We start from the raw sequence: 17,387 nt of genomic DNA, 5'->3' as shown, positions 1-17,387 counted from the left end.
CCTGTCCCGGCCGATGTCCGCATCCAAGTCCGTCCACCGGAGGACAGTGTGATCCGCGCCCTGACCGGATATTCCACCCGGCACCCGTGGAAGGTCATCGCTCTCTGGGCGGTGCTGGGTGTCGTACTGAGCGCCCTGGCCCCGACGCTGATCGCCGGTGTAACCCAGCACCGGAGCGGTGACCTCCTGCCGCGCGGCTACGACTCCGCCGCCGCGCTGCGGATCGCCCAGGAGCACTTCGGGGAGAACCCCGACGCCACCACGGTGACGTTGCTGGTCGCCCGATCCGACGGCAAGGCCCTCAGCGCCGCCGACCGGAAGCGGATCGACGCCGGAGCGGCGGACCTGGCCCAGCGCCGGGTGACCATGCCCAGAGAAGACGACATGCCGGAGTTCCTGGTCCCGGACCGCTCCCAGACGCCCCGGATCGCCCCGGCGATGACGGCGCCCGACGGCAGTTTCGAACTGCTCTCGGTCCAGCTGACCGGGAACCCCTCGGACCAGGGGGTCCAGGGCGTCTACCGGACTTTCCGCGACGCCGCCCGGACGCAGTTCTCGGAGGTGGGGATGCGCACCGGGTTCACCGGGAGTCTCGCCGACACCGTCGACACCACCGATGCCCACGAGACCGCCACGAAGGTCGGGGGCGGTCTCGTCCTGGGGTTCATCATCCTGCTCAATGTGCTGGCCTTCCGCAGCGTGCCGGCGGCTCTCCTGCCGCTGCTCGCGGTCGCCGTCATCGGCGGCGTGGCGGTGGGAGCCGTCGCGGGGGTCGCGATGATCACCGGGCACAGACTCGACGCGAGCACCCCGGACCTGATCAACGTGGTCCTGCTCGGCATCGGCATCGACTACCTGCTGTTCCTGCTGTTCCGCTTCCGCGAACAACTGCGCGACCGGCCCGAGCAGCCCGCCCGCGAGGCGGCCGAAGAGGTCTCCGGCCGGGTGGGCACCGCGATCACCTCGGCGGCACTGACCATCGTGGCCGCGTTCGCCACACTGGGCCTGGCGACCTTCGGACAGTTCCGCTCGCTGGGCCCCGCCATCGCCGTAGCGGTCCTGGTGATGCTGCTCGGCAGCCTCACCCTGCTGCCGGCACTGCTCGCGGCCGCCGGGCGCAGGATGTTCTGGCCCTCGCGAACCCTGTGCCGGAAGCCGCGCGAAGGCCGTGCCGCCCGCCTCGGCGCGCTGGTCACGCGACGACCGCTGATGATGCTGACGGCCTCCGTCGCCCTGCTCGGCTCACTTGCCTGCGGGTTGGTCGGCATACGCATGGACTACGGCCGGGGCGACTCCGGCGACCGGACCTCCGCCGCGGCCACCGCGGCCGAGATCTCCCGCAGGCTGCCGGCCGGCGTGTCGGACCCGACGAGTGTCTTCGTCATCGCCAAGGACGGCGGGACCCTCCCCACGGCCGGACTCGACGGCCTCTCCCGGGCGCTCACCCAGGTCGGCGGCGTGGGCAAGGTCGCACCGACCGTCCTGAACGGGGACCACCGGGCTGCCAGGATCGACCTCTACCCGAACGCCGACCCGCAGAGCCAACAGGCCCGCGACCTGGCCTCCGGGCCGATCCGCGCGGCGGTCGCCCGCCACACACCCGCCGGGACGACGGCGCACGTGGGCGGGACAGCGGCGGTCTTCGCCGACATCTCCACCGCTGTCGACCACGACCTGAAGACCGTGTTCCCGGTCGCGGCCGCACTCATCGCACTGATCCTGCTGCTGCTCCTGCGGAGCCTGCTGGCACCCGTGGTGCTGATGCTCGCCGTCGGGCTCGGGTTCGCCGCCACACTCGGCGCCGCCACCCTGCTGTTCCAGCACGGTCTCGGCGAGCCGGGCGTCAACTTCACCCTGCCCCTTGTGCTGTTCCTGTTCGTCGTCGCACTGGGCACCGACTACAACATCCTGGTCGCCGACCGGATCCGGGAGGAGATGCGGCGACCGGGCCCGCCCCGTGCCGCCGTCGCCCGCGCGGTACGGCATACGACACCGGCCATCGCGACGGCCGGGCTGGTGCTGGCCGGCTCCTTCGCCACGCTCGCCACCTCGCCGGGAAACGAACAGATCGCTTTCGCGTTGACGACCGGCATCATGCTCTCCGCGCTCGTCCTCTCGCTGGTGCTCGTCCCCGCCCTCGCCGCACTCCTCGGCCGGGCCATCTGGTGGCCGTTCCGCCCGCGCCCCGTCGTGCCGGTGGCGAATGGGGCCGCCGCCCGGGACGAGCCGCGTACTGCTTCCGCAGCGCGCGGCAACGAACCCAGGCAACCCGCGTCGCGGTGAGGAGGCGGGGCATCGAGGGACGGCCGTGTTGTCCAACCGCCGTGATTCCGCGGTCACATGGCGTACGTGCCGAGCCGGTACGCACCTGTACTCACCGGACACGACGTGGGCTCGCGGATGGTCGCCCCGCCGCCCGGATACCCGTCCGCTCAGCGCTGGGCGCGGCGGCGGGCGAGGTACAGGCCGAGCCCGATACCCACGATGAGGGTGACGGTGAGGACGCTCCAGAGGGGGAGCGTGACCGTCGGGACCCACATTCGGACGGTGACGGACCCCGTATTCGCCGCGATGAACCAGATGGCCAGAGCGGCGACTACCACGAAACCGATGGTGCGCAACCGCATGTCCCGCCCCTTGACCGTCACGGTCGACGGCTCATGCGGCTTCTTCGTCGATTTCTCGGACATACCAATCATTATGTACAGATACTGCTGAATGCTCGACTTGGAACTCGCTCGGCCGCCGCTGAGCTGCGGTGATCGAACGCGCCCCGCGCGCGTGATCGCCGGGTGCGGGTGCGTCACGCTTCTCCGGCTCTCACGGGAGATGTGCTCACATGTATGTGTTCAAGCGAACAGAAGCGTGTGAGAATACTCCTGGGAGTCGTCGGCCACCGGACCTGACCCGGTGGTCGGCGCGGGGCTCCGGCCGGTGTACCGGGTCGGAGCCCTCCCGCCGTCGGAGGTGCTGTGAACCGACCGGCCCGGCGGACCGTCCTTCCGAGGGCTGCCCCGATCAGCCCGTCGCCAGCTTGTCGGTTCCCATGTCCAGGCGCATGGCGGCTCGGACGTCGGCCAAGGTATCCATCACCTCCCGGAAGACGCGCTCGCACTCCTCGTCGCCGTCCTCCATGCCTGCGGCGGTGGCGTCCCTGAGCTTGCGTACAGCCCGGAAGTAGCTGACCGCCGGCTCGACGACCGACGCGGGTGCGAAGACCTCCAGCTGATAGCGCAGTTCGTAGCAACCGGCGAAAGTCTGGCGTGACACGACGGTCCGCTCGGTCGCCGGGAGGGACCGGTCAAGGACGGTGAGCTGTAGATCGCTTCGAACCTGGGCGAGCTTCGCCAGGTAGGTGCCGTACAGCTCGCGCTTGCCGAGTCTCCACTCGGCGGACGTCTCGCGCCGGTCCTTGCGTATCTCCACGAGGACCGCCGACCCCATGGCGATGCTCGCGCCGACGAACGTGGCCACCAATGCTGTCCATTCCATCTCCGCAACCTAGATCATTTCTGCGGCCTGGCGTGTCCATCCCATTCCACGGCCAACCAAGCTGCGTGCTATGCCTACTTCGCCCCGACCTGTGCAAGGGTGCGGTGCTCCTGCCGGCGGGTCAGGTATCTGTTCAGCGTCCGGTTGGGGGAGGGGTAGCCCCTGACCGGTGTTCCGGGCCCGGCGCCCGTCAGTTCTCCGTCCGGCAGTCGTCGGCCTGGCGGAGGTTGAGGTTCCAGTTCTGGCCGACGAGGTCGTGGCCGAAGCTGTGGTGGGGCTCCTGATCGGTGAGAGTGAAGCCGAAGTGCTCGTAGATCTTCCTGGCCGACACCAGGACGTCGTTGGTCCACAGCGTCACCTGCCGGTAGCCGGCTTCGCGGGCGAACGCCAGGCACTCCCCGACGAGCCGGGTACCGAGACCGAGTCCCCTGGCGGCCGGAGTGACGAGCAGGATGCGCAGCTTGGCCACGCCCGGCCGGGCGCCGGAGACCAGGAAGACGCAGCCCGCCCGCTCGCCGTCGACTTCAGCGATCCAGGCCGCTTCCGTGGCCGGGTCGTGCTCCGTGCCGTACTCGGCGACGATCTTGGCCACCAGGGCCTCGAAGTCGGCGTTCCAGCCGAACTGTTGGTCGTAGACCTCGCCGTGGGCCATCACCGCCCAGCCCAGATCGCCCGGACGGTCGGCGCGGCGCACGATGACGCGCCGCTGGGGTTCCCGCTTCGGCATCGCTCGTCCTTCGGTGACTATTGATCACGAACATTGCTGACACGATCGTGCCAGCGCCTTTGGGCCAGGTCCATGTACCCGAGAACGGCAATCCCGTCCGCACGCCAGGCCTCCAGCCGGAACCCCAGTCGCCTGACGACTGGCCTTCTACGCGGTGTTCTGCCAGGACTGGCGGTTCCGGCCGAAGAACTACCGGGAGTACGCCCGCCTGACCGAAGCCGAACTGCGGGCCGCACCGCATCTGCGCGGCTCTCCACGCGTACACGCGGCGGTGGCCGGATGCGTCGGCTGGCCGAACCGGGTGAACAACCCGCAGCACCGTCTGCGTATCACCGAGGCACCCAAGATCCTCATGCTGCATTCGCGGCACGAACGGACTTCGCGAGCGGCGGCGCCTCGGTCGGGTGATCGGGGCGGGCATCCGGCGGAGGTGTGGCGGGTGTGACCGTGCCCGGAGCGTATGAGCCGCGCACAGTGGGGCTGTGGATGTCGAAGAGGTGGCTGAGGAGCTGTACGGGCTGAAGCCGGCCGAGTTCCTGGCAGCGAGGGGTGCGTACGTCGCTCAGGCGCGGAAGGCGAAGGACACGGCCGGGGCGAAGGCCATCGCCGCGTTGCGCCGGCCGGTGCTCGCGGCGTGGGCCGCGAACATCCTGGCCCGTCAGCAGCCGCGGGAAGCGGAGCGGTTTCTGGCGTTGGGGGAGAGCCTGCGGGAGGCTCACCGGGCGCTCGATGCCGGGCAGTTGCGTGCGGCGGGCAGGCAGCAGCATCAGCTTGTGACCGCTCTGGCCCGTACAGCTGCTGATCTGGCCCGCGCAGCCGGGCAGCCGGTGAGTGGCACGGTGCTGCACGAGATCGAGCAGACCCTCCACGCGGTGCTCGCCCACCCGGACCTCGCCGAGCAGTGGTCGAGGGGCCGGCTCGTGAAGGTGCCCGGAGCCGCGGTCGGATTCGCCGACGTCGCTCCCCGGACGGTGCCCACCCGCCCGGACCCGGCTGAGAGACCGGTGCCGGAGAGCGAACCGGGGCGGTCGGCGGAGCGGCGGCCGAGCGGCCTGGAGAGTGCTCGTACGAAGGCGGAGGAGGCCGACGCGGAGGTCGGCCGGTGCGAGCAGGAGCTCGGCGAGGCCCGTGACAGGCAGGGAACGGCCGGACACGGGGCCGAAGAGGCAGCCGACCGGGTTCACCGTGCGGAGCAAGAGCTGAGGGAGGCCCGGAGGGCCGAGTCCGAGGCCGGGGCGGTCGTGGTGGAGGCCGGTACGGCGGTGGAGGCGGCGGAACGTGCCCTGCGGGACGCACGCCGGGCCGCCGGTCAAGCCGCCCGTGCGGTGCAACGCCTGGATCAGCAGCAGCGGTAAGCCGAATCGTGGACGGCCGTGCCGCGTCCCGTCGCGCCCGATGAGGACGGTGAGAGGACCGGGTGGGAGCCGGCCGCCCCGGACCGTGACTCGTCATGATCTCCCGTTGCCGGGGTTTCGAGGCCCGGTCCGACCGCGATCTCGGGCTCCGCGGTGGGCATGCGTCGTGTCAGCCGCTCCTGCCCGCCCTCCGTGTTGTCAGTGCAGGGTGGTATCTGTTCTCCATGAACGTTGATCATGGAGATCCTGCGGAGCTGTCCATGCTCCGCGGCGCGCTCAAGAGCGGGGACCTTCCGCTCGGCTGGGACGCGGTGCGGGCCTTCGAGTCCCAGCACGGCATCGTGCTGCCGGAGCCGTACCGTACGTGCGTGGCGGAGACAGCCGACGGCTGCGAGCAGGGTCCGCCGGACTACGGGCTCCTGCCGCTGGCCGCACTGCCCCGGGACTGGGGCGACGCCCGCGATGAACGGCGGCTCGACCTGCCCTTCCCCCTCACGAAGGCGTGGATGTGGGAGGCGGACGATGACGCGGACCCGGACGAAGGCGTTCCGCGTTCCGTCTTCGATCATGGGTCGATCGTGCTCGGTACCGATGGGTGCGGCATGTACTGGCACCTGATCGTCACCGGCCCTCAGCGCGGGCACATCTGGTGGATCAGTGGCGAGGGAGCCTACCCGTTCTCCCGGAACGGATCAGGCTTCGCGGCCTGGGTGAGGCACTGGACCAGTGGCGATGCCTGGTGACCCGAGCATGGGTGCGGCGACTTCGGATGCCGGCTGCGTGTAGTCCTCGATCATGAGCCGAGCCGGCCGAGAGGCGGGGCCGGGATGATGATGCCGAGCACGACGTATCACCGCTTGTCCAGCAAGCGGTGACGGTTCCGCGCTGCCCGACCCTATAGATTGTCCGCTCGGCGGTGACTGTCGAAGCCGGGAGGAAGGCCTGGCGCCGCGTGAATCCGTGGACAGGCGGGCGGACCAGGTGCCGCGCCCGTCCGGGATCTCCCGCAGCTCATGAACCCAATTCGGCCTGGACCGGGAGCAGCGGCCCACCAGCTCGGGCGGCCCGGTCGGCCAGTCGCTGTCAGCCTTCCATGTCCGCAGACGATATCCGCAGGAAACCTTCCCCATCAGCAGAAAGCAGTTGCGCCCGTGTTCCCGGAGACTCCGATCTACAACCGCCTCATCGCCGAGCAAGGCGACATCCCGGCCCAAGTACGCGGCGAAGCCCAGAGACTGGGACAGGAACTGGAGCGAGTCATGCCGCCCGGGTTCCGGCTCGCCTCGGCCGTGCTGAGACAGGAGAACGCGCACCCCCGACCGCACGCCTGACCACGGCCCCCGGCCGAGCGACAGCATTCCCGCCGCTGAACGGACCGTGCGGCCGTGGGCCGGATCGTTCGGGCGGCGCTGTCCGGCCCGGGGGCTGTCGGGTCTGACGCGCGGCGAGGCGTGGGCCTGGGGCGTCGGACGGGTCCGGCGGATGAGTTCCCGGTTGGCGGCGTACGCCGTGTGCGTCAGGCGGGCGAGTGCTGCTCGCCCGCCACGTACCGCCGGAAGACGGGAGCGACCGGCCCCTTCCCGGCGGCAGGGTCGAGCACGCCGAGGAGACCCGTTCGACGCGGTGACCCGGGAGGTCGCCGAGGAGACCGGACTGCGACGCTGTGGTCGAACGCCTGCTGGGTGTCGAGCCTTCCGCGCCGCCCGGCCGGTGAGGTCGGTCGCGGCCGTGCAGCCGAGCGGCACGACCGGGAGTCGGAGCGCCTCGCCGGCCCTGTACGCCTGGCTGACAACGCGATCACGGTTCCACGTGATCACGGTTCCACGCGATCACGGTTCCGGGACCGATCAGATTGCCGGTTCGTTCATCGGTACGCGCGTTGCGGCGGTGATGAGGATGTCGCGGGGAACCCGCGCCGCGGCTGCGAGGGCGCGGCCCACCGGGTAGGCGTGGGCGCCTGCTGGGAGATTTCCGGGGCGACCGCTGAGCAGCACGTCGATGGAGCCCGTGGTGCTGTGCGATGTCGTGGTCCGGTCCAATCGTTGGAGTGTTCGGCGGGCGACGGCCTCCGCGCTGTCGTACAGGGTGGTTCCGGTGGGCAGGTACTGGAGAATCTCCGGTGCCACCAGGGGATAGTGGGTGCACCCCAGCACCACGGAGCGGCAATTCCGGGGAGTCCGCTCGGCCGCGTCGGTGATCGCTTCCGTTGCTGCGGCCATGTCTCCGTGGTCGATGGCCTCGGCCAGACCGGGACATGCGACGCGGGCGACAGGCCGGCCGTTCGCGAAGTCCGCGATCAGGCGATCCTGGTAGGCACTCGCCGTGGTCCGGACGGTTGCCCACACGGCGATCCCTTGGCCGGCCGCCGCGGCCGGCTTCACGGCGGGCACGGTTCCGATGACAGGGACACGTGGTTCACAACTGCCGCGCAGCGCGTCGATCGCGGTGACGGTGGCGGTGTTGCAGGGAACCACGATGGCCTCAGCGCCTCGCTCGACCGCCGATCGGGCGGCAGCGAACAGACGGTCCGTGACGAAGGACGCAGTTCTCGATCCCCAGGGGGCGCCGTCGGGATCCAGAAGCAGAAGGAGATCGAGATCCGGGGCGAGATGCCGAAGCCATCCTGTGGTGGAAAGGAGGCCGAGCCCTGAGTCGATCAATGCCACCATCATGGAAGTCAAGCTACCAGCCGATCCCTGCCGCAGGTGACGGTCCGTCACGGGCGGAGGTGGTGCGGTCCTCCCGGATTCAGGGGTGTCCGCGACCGTCCCGGGGGCGGACACCCCTGAATCCGTCCCGGGCCGTCACCCGGCGAGCGCCTCCCAGGTCTTCGGGCCCGCCAGGCCGTCGACGGTCAGGCGGTTGGCCCCCTGGTAGCCGCGGAGGGCGGAGCTGGTCACCGTACCGAAGGAACCGTCGACGGCGAGTCCGGCGCTGTGCTTGTTCAGCAGTGCCTGAAGGCCGCGTACGTGGGACCCCGAGTGTCCCTGCCGGAGTGAGTAGACCAGGCTGGGCCAGGTCTTCGGACCGACCTCACCATCGGCCACCAGGCCCCGGGAGGACTGGAACTTCTTGACCGCGCCGACCGATACCGACCCGTAGGCACCGTCGGCGACCAGCGCGGTGCCGCGCTGGGTGATCAGACACTGTACGGCCGTGACGGTCGCCCCCGCGGCCCCGGGGGCGATGGCCGGCCAGCCGCCGCCCAGGTCCACGCCACGGGCGGAGAGGTAGGTGACGGGGTTGGTCGTGGACCCCAGCCCTCCGGTGTGCGTCTCGAAGTGGAGGTGAGGGCCGGTCACATTGCCCGTGGCGCCCATGTCGGCGATGCGCTGGCCGACGGCGACCTTGGCGCTGAGGGCCACCCGGAACGCGCTGAGGTGCCCGTAGTAGGTGTACCGCCCGCTGCCGTGCGAGATGACCAGGCCGTACCCGGTGCGCCCGGACAGGACGCCGGTGCCCCGGCGCACCACGGTGCCGGCGGCCGCGGCATAGACGGCCGTGCCCACCGAGTTGGTGACGTCCTGGCCCGCGTGCGGGTAGCCGCCGCGCGGTGCCCCGTAGTGTCCGCCCGAGGGGAAGTGGCCCCGCGCGGGGTTGCACCACCGGCCGTCCTTGAGCGTTGCTGCCGAAGCCGGCGATGCCAGGGCCGGTATACCGGTCAGCGCCACCCCGAGTCCGGCGCCGGCACCGAGCAGCAGCCTCCTGCGTGACGGGCCCGAGGCGCGGAGGTCCTGCGACTCCTCCACCGCACCGCCGACCGGACCGCATTGCTCACACATAACCCGTCCTCCTGGTGTTCCTGCGGAATCTACGCGCGTTGCGTTGGCGAGAGCATGCCAGAGAAGGAGTCGGGGCTCCAGAGTTGCGGCGTACTCCGTGCCGTCGCCGCCTGAACAAGGCCGGTTGGGACTTCGATGGCAGGCTCGCCACACCCGCACCACGCATGGTGGGCCGGTGACCAGGCACCGCAGCTGCTTCAGATGTGACGGGATCGCCGTGATTCTCATCGTCCGGTGACGGGTCCGCAGCGCATCGCCCTCCCACCGGAAGCCCGTATCGGCCTCCCACTGGACGCTCCCGACGGACTCCCCCCGCCGGAGGCCCCCGCCGGACGCCCCCGTCCGGCGGGACTGTCGGTGATCCGTAGGCGATGTGTCGGTGGCCGCTGGAACCATTGGTGTCACTCGGCCCGGCAGAGCCGCCGCGGCCGTCCTCACCAGCAAGGGAGCCCCTCGCCATGTCGCCGACGTCGTCCTCCACCCCGCCCTGGGATGTCCGGCGGCTGCCGCGTGCCGATGGCAGGGTCTTCCTGGTCACCGGCGGCAACGCCGGCATCGGGTACTTCATCGCGGAGCAGTTGTCGGCCACAGGCGCCACCGTCGTCCTCGGCAGCCGGAATCCCACCAGGGCCGAGGCCGCCATGGCCTCGATCAGTGCGCGTGTCCCCGGCGCACGGGTGCGGGCCGCGCGACTGGACCTCGCCGACCTCTCGTCGCTCGAAACGGCGGTGGAATCGCTGGAGGTGGGATGCCTCGACGCGGTGGTCCACAACGCCGGCGTCGCGCTCGACGCCCCGCCGCGCAGGGAGACCGGGTCTGGTCACGAGCTCATGTTCGGCACGAATCACCTGGGGCACTTCGCGTTGACCCAGTGGCTCATGCCGCTGCTGTCGGCCGCGCCGGCAGCCCGCATAGTGACCATGGGCAGCTACGCGGCCAAGTCCGAGCGGCTCGACCTGGACGACCTGCAGTCCCGGAACGACTACCGGCCCAAGCGCACCTACGGGCGCTCCAAGCTGGCGCAGATGCACTTCGGCGTCGAACTCGACCGCCGGCTGCGCGCCGCCGGAAGCACGGTGGCGAGTGTGGTGGTCCATCCCGGCGGCGCGCTGGATTCCCTCACCCCGTCACGACCGCCGGTCCATGTGCGTACGACCGGCGCGCGCCTGAGCGCGGCACCCGCGGCCCTCCTCGTCCAGGGCAAGCACGCCGGCGCATGGCCCGCCGTCCGAGCGGTGCTCGACCCGGCCGTACGGGGAGGCCAACTGTGGGGACCCCGCGTTTTCGGCCTGCGCGGCGAGCCTCGACCCGAACCGGTGTGGAACCACCTCGCCGACACCTCCGTCGCGGCGCGGTTGTGGGACGCGAGCTGTGATCTGACCGGCCTCGGCCTCGGTGCCCTCCCCGGACAGTTCCGTTGAGGGATTCGCGGCCTCCCGCCTTCATGGTGGCCAGTGCGCACGGGACATCCGCTCCGCAGGTCAGGCTCCGGCAAGTGCCGCGCGAGAAAAGCGATGGAAGCCCGGTGGGCTCCATGCTGGGATGGGCCGATGCAGAATGAGGGATCGATGGTCGTGGACCGGGGGCAGTACCAGGATGCGATGACGCCCTGGGAGCAGGTCGCCTGGCGGGACGCGGCCCTCGGATGGGCGGAACATGAGCTCACCGCGCGCGGCCTGCGCGAAACAGGCCGACGGAGAGTCCGGCTACGACCGTGGTCGGTCCTGGTGCGCCTGGGCGTCGTAGGTCATGGCGCCGTCTGGTTCAAGGCCAATCCGCCCGCCGGCGCCTTCGAGGCGGCACTCATCTCCGCGCTGTCCCACTGGGTGCCGGAGCACGTACTGGAACCACTCGCCGTCGATGTCGACCACGGCTGGTCGCTGCTCCCCGACGGTGGTGATCTCTTCAGGGACGTACTCAACCGCGGCCCCGCCGATCCGCGTGCCTGGGAAGAGCCGCTGCGGCAGTACGCGAGCATGCAGCAGGCTCTGATCCCGCACGCCGAGGAGATCGAACTGCTCGGCGTCCCCAGCGCGCGCACGACCGCACTCCCCGACATCTTCGACCAGGTCATCGCCGAGAACACCGCGCTGCAGCCGGACGATCTCACGAGGCTGCACGAACTTCGGCCACGCCTGGTCGACTGGTGCATGGAGCTTGCCGACGTGGGCGTCGCGGACACGCTCGACCATTCCGACCTGCACGACGGTCAGCTCTTCAACCCTGAGGCGGGTCGGTTCACCTTCTTCGACTGGGGCGACGCCGCCGTCTCCCACCCCTTCTGCAGCTTCCTCGTCCCTGCCCGAACAGCCGGCGAACGGTACGGTCCCGAGGCACTGCCCCGACTGCGGGACGCCTATGTGGAGCCCTGGACGGGAAACGGTCGAACGGCAGCGGAACTGCGCCGCGCGGTGACCCTTGCCGGACGACTCGGCGCTATCGGCCGTGCCTGTTCCTGGGGCCGCCTCTTCCCCGGGGCGTCCGACACCGCGGACGCCACGGGTGCCGAAGAGAGTGCCAAGTGGCTACTGGAGCTCTGCACGGAGCCATCGTTCTAAGGGCTGTCCCGTAATCCCTGGTGGATCAGCGCGCGGCGTCAGCTGCGGTGCATCGCAAGGCGGAGGGACGTCCGCATACTGGATGTATGGGGGCGTTCCGACAACGCGGCGAGGTGCCGTAGCTGTCGTCGTGCGCCCGCCAGGGATTACGGGACAGCCCTCAGGGCGAGTACCGGAAGCGGATCATGCACATAGGGTGTCGGCATGTCGCTGAGCCACATAGTCCTCTCGTCCGGTCGTTCGATCGAGCTCACCGAGCTGCGGATGTCTTCGGCCTATGGGGGGATGCTGGAGGGCTATCCGTGCAAGCGCGTCAACGACATGAAGGTCGGCGGCCTCCAGCGGCAGGCCGAACGTGCGTTCTCCTTCGCGCCGGTCCATCTCGTTCCGCCCGTCCGTGCGTACCCGGACCAGACCGCCGGCGCCTTCGGCCCTGTTGAGGTGCTGCCTTCCGTGGCCTGCATCGGTGTCTTCGGCTCGACTCCGGTCGCACCTGAGCTCGACCCGGTGCTGCACCGCTCCGCTCTCATCGTGGTCTGGTTCCAGCCCACCCCGGATGTCCCGTCGGGCGAGGACGCTGATCTCTCGCTTCGCGGCATTCGCTGGGAGGAACTGGCCCAGGACTACGAGCTCTAGAGACGTGTGCTGAACACCGCCACTCGTCGTCGACCAGCTCTGGGGTGCCTGCTACCACCGACTGCTCGTCCACAGGGTGCCCTTCGACGACATGCTCGTCGTCCTCCTGACCGATCACGCCCTGCTCGGGGCCGCACCGGTGGACCGGGCCGGGCCGCCGTGAGACGCGCCGGGCCGACCCAGCTGTGCCGGCGACCGGCCGGAGACCGCGGCCACGGTTCGTCGGCCGGCGCGACCACCGCGGCCACACCTGCCGCACGGTGGCAGGCGGGGGAGCGGGCCGGACAGGACCGTGGGCGCGGCATCGCCGCGGCCGAGTCCGGCTCCGCCCGGGGTCGGTCCCAGGAGTCGCTGTCCTGTCACGGCAGCTTCCATAGGGCCACGTCGCTGGAGAGTCCGGCGGTGATCATGGTTCCGTCCGGGCTGATCCGCATCGGATGCGCGATGTCATAGTCCGCGCCGTCCTGGTAGGTGCGCTTTTCCTCGATGTCGACGACCTTTCGGGTGGCGACGTCCCACAGCACGATCAGGGGGTCGCCGTTGACCGAACCGATAATGGTCTCGCCGTCGGGACTGAATTGCACGGAATTCACATACTGAGCGATGCGCTCCTTACGGGGGATCGCCTCTCCGGGGGTGGTGACGTAGGGCACCGTGAGGGTCGCGACCTCCTCCTGACTGTCCGCCGACCACAGCTTGACCTGCCCGTCCCTGCTGCTCAAGCTCGCGGTGCCGCCAGCCAACAAGGATCCGTCGGGGCTGTAGGCGAGATCGAGTACCGGCAGTTCGAGGCCGTCGATCGTGCTGATGATTTCGCCGGTGGAGACGTCCCAGAAGCGTACGTTGCACGCCTCGTGACTGGTAGCGATCGCACTCCCGTCGCGGCTGAAGGCGACCGACTCGACCGACTTCTGCCGGCTTTTCGTGTAGCCGATCGGGTCGATCAGCGTCGCGAGTTTCTCATGGGTGCCGGTGTCCCACAGATTGACCGTCGCGTGCATGTTGGCGCAGGCCAGGACGTCGGCGTGCGGATGGAACGCCAGTGACTGCACCTTGACGGGATCGATCTCGGTGTCGGTGAGCGTCGCGATCTCCTCGCGTGCGGCGACGTTCCACAGAGTCGTGCTCACGCCGTCGCAGCCGGCGAGCAGCGTCCCGTCGCGGCTGAAGGCCAGGTCGTGGACCCCGTCGTACCGTTCGCTGGGCTTTCTGAGCTTGACGGTGGGGGTCAGGGTCCTCGGGTCCCAGAATTCGATCCCTCCGTCGAGCAGTCCGACAGCGAGGATCTTGCTGTCCGGGCTGAAGGCCAGGGCGTACACACCTCTGAAGTTCGTTTTTGCGATCAAGGGGCGAGGCAGTCGCTGTTGGCTGCGCGGTCCTGGGGGCCGGGAGGACGGGGCCGGATCCGACCGCCCGGAGGACGACATGGTCAGCGCGGTGGGTACGACGACGGCCGCAGCGGCCGCGGTCCCGAGCGCGCCCAGGAGGAGGGCGCGTCGGTTCGGCCGCCGCGCCGGACGGCCGATTCGGGGCCGGGATGCACCGGCGTCCGCGCCGGGCTGGTCCGCGTCGGGCTGGTCCACATCGGGTGTCATGGCCCTTCCTCCGCTGTGTGGCCCTTGCAGGTGTCCGTGGCGGACGGGCATCCCTGATCTGTCGTGTGCCCGCCCTGAGGAGCGGGCAGAACTAACTCATATGACATGACGGCACGATATGTTGGGGGGTGGCGGGCGCGTGTCCGCGAGGAGGACATTCACCTTTCCCACACTCGGCACCGGGCAGGCGACGCGGATTCAGTACGCCTTGTGAGCAGGGGCTGGGGACACGGTAGAGGGTACGGAGCAGTACCTGGAAACGGTACGCGCGAATGCCGGACCGGCCGCTACGCTCGATCTCGCCCGGGGCCCGTCGAGCAGGAGTACGCGTACGGGACGCCGGGCCGGGGCACGGGAGCGGTGCCGGTCGGCCTGACCGTGGCAACAAGGGATGCGTGAGCCACCGGGGGGGTGGGGGACGGGTGAGGAATCGGACCACGTTGCGGGTGGGTTCGCGTACGTCACGGCCCGGCACGTCACGCGGGACACCGGATACCACCGCCGAGCCGTGGTGGAGGAAGCACGGACGGCTGCTCTATCTCGGGGTCGGCATACCTGTGCTCGGCGCGGTGCTGACCGCCCTCGCCCTCAACGGCATGGGCCTGGGCGGCGAGCCCGAACCTGCCGAGCCCGCCGCTACGGGCAGCCCCTCGGCGAGCCCTCCGTCCGCGCCGTTCACCGTGTCCGCCCGGCATGACGGCGACGACGGCGGCTGCACGGCCCTGGAGGACAGGATCTCCTCGCCGCAGGATCGGGCGGAGATCGTGACCGGCGGTGACGTGGCCGCGGTCGTCCGGCGCCATCGTGGCGCACGGGCCGGTGAACTCACCACCGGACTCACGATCGAAGGCGGTACGCAGCCCCTCACCATCACCTCGATCGACATCGAGCCCGAACAGCCACGTCCCGCACCACCGTTCGCCGGAACGCTGCTGTGCGAGGCGAGCGCCGGAGGTGAGCCGAAGATCCAGCTGTACGCGGACCTGGACAGCACCCGGCCGGTGTTCTTGACCGGGAAGGGCTCGGCCGATCGATACTTCGACGAGCACGTCGTCACGCTCGCGCCGGGCGAGCAGGTCAACCTGTCGGCGACCTTCGTGGCCGCGAAGGGGTCCCGCGAGTTCCGGCTGGTCGTCCGCTACGTGCGGAACGGGAAGGCAGGCGCGGTCCCCGTGCCTGCCCCGAGCGGGAGCCGGTATGCGGTGACCGGATACGCCGCGGAGTACGGGGCCGTGTACTCGGGGTCGCCGAACGGAGGGTTCCGGCTCGAGGACGACTCCCGGCCCTGCCGATGGTCGCCCGCGGCGCGGTGCTGACCGGCGCGGTGCTGACCGGCGCGGTGCTCACCGCTCCGGGAAAGGCCGGCAAGAACCTGGGAAGACCCGCAAAGTTCCGGGAAGTTCTGAGAGACGGGGAGTGGGATGGCACGTCGGAGTTCGCGTACGGACCTGCGTGCGGCGGGAACGGGCCTGCTGGTCATGGTGCTGCTGGTGCTGCTGGTCGGCGACGGAAGGACCGTCGGCAAGCCGTCCGGGCCTCCGAACACCCTGGAGGTGGCCTGGTCGTACGTGACCACCGGGCGGGCGCTGGACGCACGCGACGTGCCATCAGCCCTCAGCGACGAGGCGTTGGCGATTCCGGTGGGACGCTCCGTCCGCGTCGTGGACACCCGGAGCGGTCAGCTCCTCTCCATCGTGAACGGCTTCGCGGAGGAGGCCCCCGACCTGGGGCTGTCGGGCGGTGTGCTCTTCCTCGTGGACACGAAGGACCACTTCAAGGACACCTTGCGGGCGTACGACCCCGCGAGCGGGCGGGAGCTGTGGCACCGCAGGGCGGCCCCTGGGCTGGATGGGAAAGGGGCCGGTGACTTCGTCGCCGGAGGCGTTCTCCTGGCGGACTGGGGACCGGTGGTCATGGACGGGGACCGGGCGCTGGCCCTCGATCCGCGTACCGGCGCGGTCCGGTGGAAGGTCCGGTTGGACACCCACTGCGCCAACCCCCACCCCTACGTGGACGTGCCCTACCGCATGGCGGCGACATCGACCCGTCTGCTCCTGCTCCGCCACTGCACGGGCGAGACCGCGAAACTCCAGGCGGTGGACGAGCGGGACGGAAGGTCCGTATGGCGAAAGCGGCTGGGGCGTGGGAAGAACATCAGTGTCAGTGCGGCGGACGGGGCCCTCGGCGTACGCATGGACGACGAGTTCCGGTTGCTCACGGAGCCGGGTGAGGAGATCCTGCGGCAGGCGGGGTTCGGATATCCGCTGGGGGAGGAACAAGGGGTCGTGTACGCGGGCGTCGGCCAGAAACTGCGGGCCTTCCGGGCGGACACCGGGAAACCCGCCTGGAAACGTGCCCGTCCCCTGACCGGCTTCGCCTTCATGAAGGACGGGCTGATCGTGGAGGACACAAGCACTGACGGCTCGTACTCCGGAGACGTGCGCTGGTCCGTCGGGGACGCCGCCGGGCAGGGGCCCGGAGCCAGCACCTTCGTGGATCCTGACGGCCGCCGGACCGCCTCGGTGCCGTGGCCGGTCGCCGGGACACTGCTGGGGGCGAGCGGGGAACTGCTCGTGGTCCGCAGTGAGGAAGCGAAGGGAACCCGCTACACCGGACTGCGACCGGGGCATCGCGCCAAGGACGCGGCCCGGCCCGTCGCGCTGGGGGGAACGGAACCGCGGCACTGGCCCGACGCCTGTGGCCTGGTGGACGCCGGACTCCTCTCGGAACTCGCCCCGGACTATCTCGCGCTGCCGGAGAAGCAGAGTCGCACCATGCACGGAGTCCGGCTGCCGCAGCCGAGTGTGTGCCGCTTCGCCACGGAGTCCGGTGACGGCAGCGACGTCTTCTCCGTCACCGTGCGCTGGGCCGCGCCCGACGCGACGGCCGCCCGGACATACGCGGCCAGCGCCATGCCCTGGGGCTGCGCCCCCGCACTCGGTGGGTGCGTGACGGCCGGGATCGAGGAACCGCGGAGCGGGGCCTGGCTGTACACCTACCGGACGGGCCTGGAGGCGAGACCTGTGGCCCACGCCACTGTGGTGTCCGGCCGGTACGTCCTCGGGGTCGCCGCGGGCGAGGACGAACCCGCGCACAGGGCGCTGGTACGACGGGTCGCCCTGCACCTGTCCGAGCGTGGCAGGCCCGCCGGACAGGCGCTCTCGTGACTGCCTGCCGAGGCGGGCGAACATGAATGCCCTGGACGAGCTTGCGGTACCGAGATGTGGGCGAGCAGGGCCGAG

Annotated in this window: 15 protein-coding genes and 1 pseudogene; 10 read left to right on the top strand and 6 right to left on the bottom strand. The window is 70.3% G+C overall.

Features of this window, described 5'->3' with window-relative positions:
* Nucleotides 1-48 precede the first annotated feature (48 nt).
* The gene (locus tag OHA98_RS22485; RefSeq protein ID WP_266928535.1) at nt 49-2,283 is read left to right on the top strand and encodes an MMPL family transporter; all 2,235 of its coding nucleotides are present in this window, start codon (nt 49-51) and stop codon (nt 2,281-2,283) included.
* A 149-nt stretch (nt 2,284-2,432) separates the two neighbouring features.
* Here OHA98_RS22485 and OHA98_RS22480 read toward each other — a convergent pair whose 3' ends face one another.
* From OHA98_RS22480 to OHA98_RS22470, 3 genes are all read right to left on the bottom strand, one after another.
* Nucleotides 2,433-2,690 (bottom strand): DUF1049 domain-containing protein, encoded by a 258-nt coding sequence (locus OHA98_RS22480; RefSeq protein ID WP_266928534.1) that lies wholly within the window; start codon nt 2,688-2,690, stop codon nt 2,433-2,435.
* 328 nt (nt 2,691-3,018) lie between these two features.
* Nucleotides 3,019-3,492 (bottom strand): hypothetical protein, encoded by a 474-nt coding sequence (locus OHA98_RS22475; protein WP_266928533.1) that lies wholly within the window; start codon nt 3,490-3,492, stop codon nt 3,019-3,021.
* A 190-nt stretch (nt 3,493-3,682) separates the two neighbouring features.
* Nucleotides 3,683-4,219 carry a GNAT family N-acetyltransferase gene (locus OHA98_RS22470; RefSeq protein WP_266928532.1) on the bottom strand — a complete coding sequence of 179 codons (537 nt, stop codon included), beginning with the start codon at nt 4,217-4,219 and terminating at the stop codon, nt 3,683-3,685.
* 482 nt (nt 4,220-4,701) lie between these two features.
* Here OHA98_RS22470 and OHA98_RS22465 point away from each other — a divergent pair, with 482 nt between their 5' ends.
* From OHA98_RS22465 to OHA98_RS22450, 4 genes and pseudogenes are all read left to right on the top strand, one after another.
* A complete protein-coding gene (locus tag OHA98_RS22465; protein ID WP_266928531.1) occupies nt 4,702-5,574 on the top strand; it encodes a hypothetical protein in 873 nt (290 codons plus the stop codon).
* A 224-nt stretch (nt 5,575-5,798) separates the two neighbouring features.
* Nucleotides 5,799-6,317, top strand: a complete 519-nt coding sequence (locus OHA98_RS22460) for an SMI1/KNR4 family protein (protein WP_266928530.1) — start codon at nt 5,799-5,801, stop codon at nt 6,315-6,317.
* 408 nt (nt 6,318-6,725) lie between these two features.
* Nucleotides 6,726-6,905 carry a hypothetical protein gene (locus OHA98_RS22455; protein WP_266928529.1) on the top strand — a complete coding sequence of 60 codons (180 nt, stop codon included), beginning with the start codon at nt 6,726-6,728 and terminating at the stop codon, nt 6,903-6,905.
* 151 nt (nt 6,906-7,056) lie between these two features.
* Nucleotides 7,057-7,264: pseudogene (locus tag OHA98_RS22450) on the top strand (NUDIX hydrolase); the annotation flags it as partial.
* Nucleotides 7,265-7,421: 157 nt separating this feature from the next.
* Here OHA98_RS22450 and OHA98_RS22445 read toward each other — a convergent pair.
* Together OHA98_RS22445 and OHA98_RS22440 are read right to left on the bottom strand one after the other, a co-directional pair.
* Entirely contained in the window at nt 7,422-8,246 is an 825-nt protein-coding gene (locus OHA98_RS22445) for a glutamate racemase (protein WP_266928528.1), read from the bottom strand.
* Nucleotides 8,247-8,378: 132 nt separating this feature from the next.
* Nucleotides 8,379-9,245 carry a peptidoglycan-binding protein gene (locus OHA98_RS22440; protein ID WP_266930851.1) on the bottom strand — a complete coding sequence of 289 codons (867 nt, stop codon included), beginning with the start codon at nt 9,243-9,245 and terminating at the stop codon, nt 8,379-8,381.
* 569 nt (nt 9,246-9,814) lie between these two features.
* Between OHA98_RS22440 and OHA98_RS22435 the strand changes: the two genes are divergently transcribed.
* The 3 genes from OHA98_RS22435 to OHA98_RS22425 all read left to right on the top strand — a co-directional run bounded on the left by OHA98_RS22435 (nt 9,815) and on the right by OHA98_RS22425 (nt 12,550).
* Nucleotides 9,815-10,777 carry an SDR family NAD(P)-dependent oxidoreductase gene (locus OHA98_RS22435; protein ID WP_266928527.1) on the top strand — a complete coding sequence of 321 codons (963 nt, stop codon included), beginning with the start codon at nt 9,815-9,817 and terminating at the stop codon, nt 10,775-10,777.
* Nucleotides 10,778-10,906: 129 nt separating this feature from the next.
* On the top strand, nt 10,907-11,914 hold the full coding sequence (locus tag OHA98_RS22430; protein ID WP_266928526.1) for a phosphotransferase: 1,008 nt from the start codon (nt 10,907-10,909) through the stop codon (nt 11,912-11,914).
* Between the two features lie 204 nt (nt 11,915-12,118).
* Nucleotides 12,119-12,550 (top strand): hypothetical protein, encoded by a 432-nt coding sequence (locus OHA98_RS22425; protein ID WP_266928525.1) that lies wholly within the window; start codon nt 12,119-12,121, stop codon nt 12,548-12,550.
* 359 nt (nt 12,551-12,909) lie between these two features.
* Here OHA98_RS22425 and OHA98_RS22420 read toward each other — a convergent pair whose 3' ends face one another.
* Nucleotides 12,910-13,869: a WD40 repeat domain-containing protein gene (locus tag OHA98_RS22420; RefSeq protein WP_266928524.1), complete on the bottom strand. Its 960-nt coding sequence runs from the start codon at nt 13,867-13,869 to the stop codon at nt 12,910-12,912.
* A gap of 698 nt (nt 13,870-14,567) precedes the next feature.
* Between OHA98_RS22420 and OHA98_RS22415 the strand changes: the two genes are divergently transcribed.
* Nucleotides 14,568-15,461 carry a hypothetical protein gene (locus OHA98_RS22415; RefSeq protein ID WP_266928523.1) on the top strand — a complete coding sequence of 298 codons (894 nt, stop codon included), beginning with the start codon at nt 14,568-14,570 and terminating at the stop codon, nt 15,459-15,461.
* 105 nt (nt 15,462-15,566) lie between these two features.
* A complete protein-coding gene (locus tag OHA98_RS22410) occupies nt 15,567-17,312 on the top strand; it encodes a PQQ-binding-like beta-propeller repeat protein (RefSeq protein WP_266928522.1) in 1,746 nt (581 codons plus the stop codon).
* Nucleotides 17,313-17,387: the final 75 nt, after the last annotated feature.

The sequence above is a fragment of the Streptomyces sp. NBC_00654 genome, assembly GCF_026341775.1.
Classification (GTDB): domain Bacteria; phylum Actinomycetota; class Actinomycetes; order Streptomycetales; family Streptomycetaceae; genus Streptomyces.
This window is presented reverse-complemented; position numbering and strand designations above follow the sequence as displayed.

Bases quoted from the DNA above. Each gene is read 5' to 3' on its own strand.
- OHA98_RS22480 (WP_266928534.1), bottom strand. From the start codon at position 2,690: ATGTCCGAGAAATCGACGAAGAAGCCGCATGAGCCGTCGACCGTGACG.
- OHA98_RS22475 (WP_266928533.1), bottom strand. From the start codon at position 3,492: ATGGAATGGACAGCATTGGTGGCCACGTTCGTCGGCGCGAGCATCGCC.
- OHA98_RS22470 (WP_266928532.1), bottom strand. From the start codon at position 4,219: ATGCCGAAGCGGGAACCCCAGCGGCGCGTCATCGTGCGCCGCGCCGAC.
- OHA98_RS22460 (WP_266928530.1), top strand. From the start codon at position 5,799: ATGAACGTTGATCATGGAGATCCTGCGGAGCTGTCCATGCTCCGCGGC.
- OHA98_RS22445 (WP_266928528.1), bottom strand. From the start codon at position 8,246: ATGATGGTGGCATTGATCGACTCAGGGCTCGGCCTCCTTTCCACCACA.
- OHA98_RS22435 (WP_266928527.1), top strand. From the start codon at position 9,815: ATGTCGCCGACGTCGTCCTCCACCCCGCCCTGGGATGTCCGGCGGCTG.
- OHA98_RS22430 (WP_266928526.1), top strand. From the start codon at position 10,907: ATGCAGAATGAGGGATCGATGGTCGTGGACCGGGGGCAGTACCAGGAT.
- OHA98_RS22425 (WP_266928525.1), top strand. From the start codon at position 12,119: ATGTCGCTGAGCCACATAGTCCTCTCGTCCGGTCGTTCGATCGAGCTC.
- OHA98_RS22410 (WP_266928522.1), top strand. From the start codon at position 15,567: ATGGCACGTCGGAGTTCGCGTACGGACCTGCGTGCGGCGGGAACGGGC.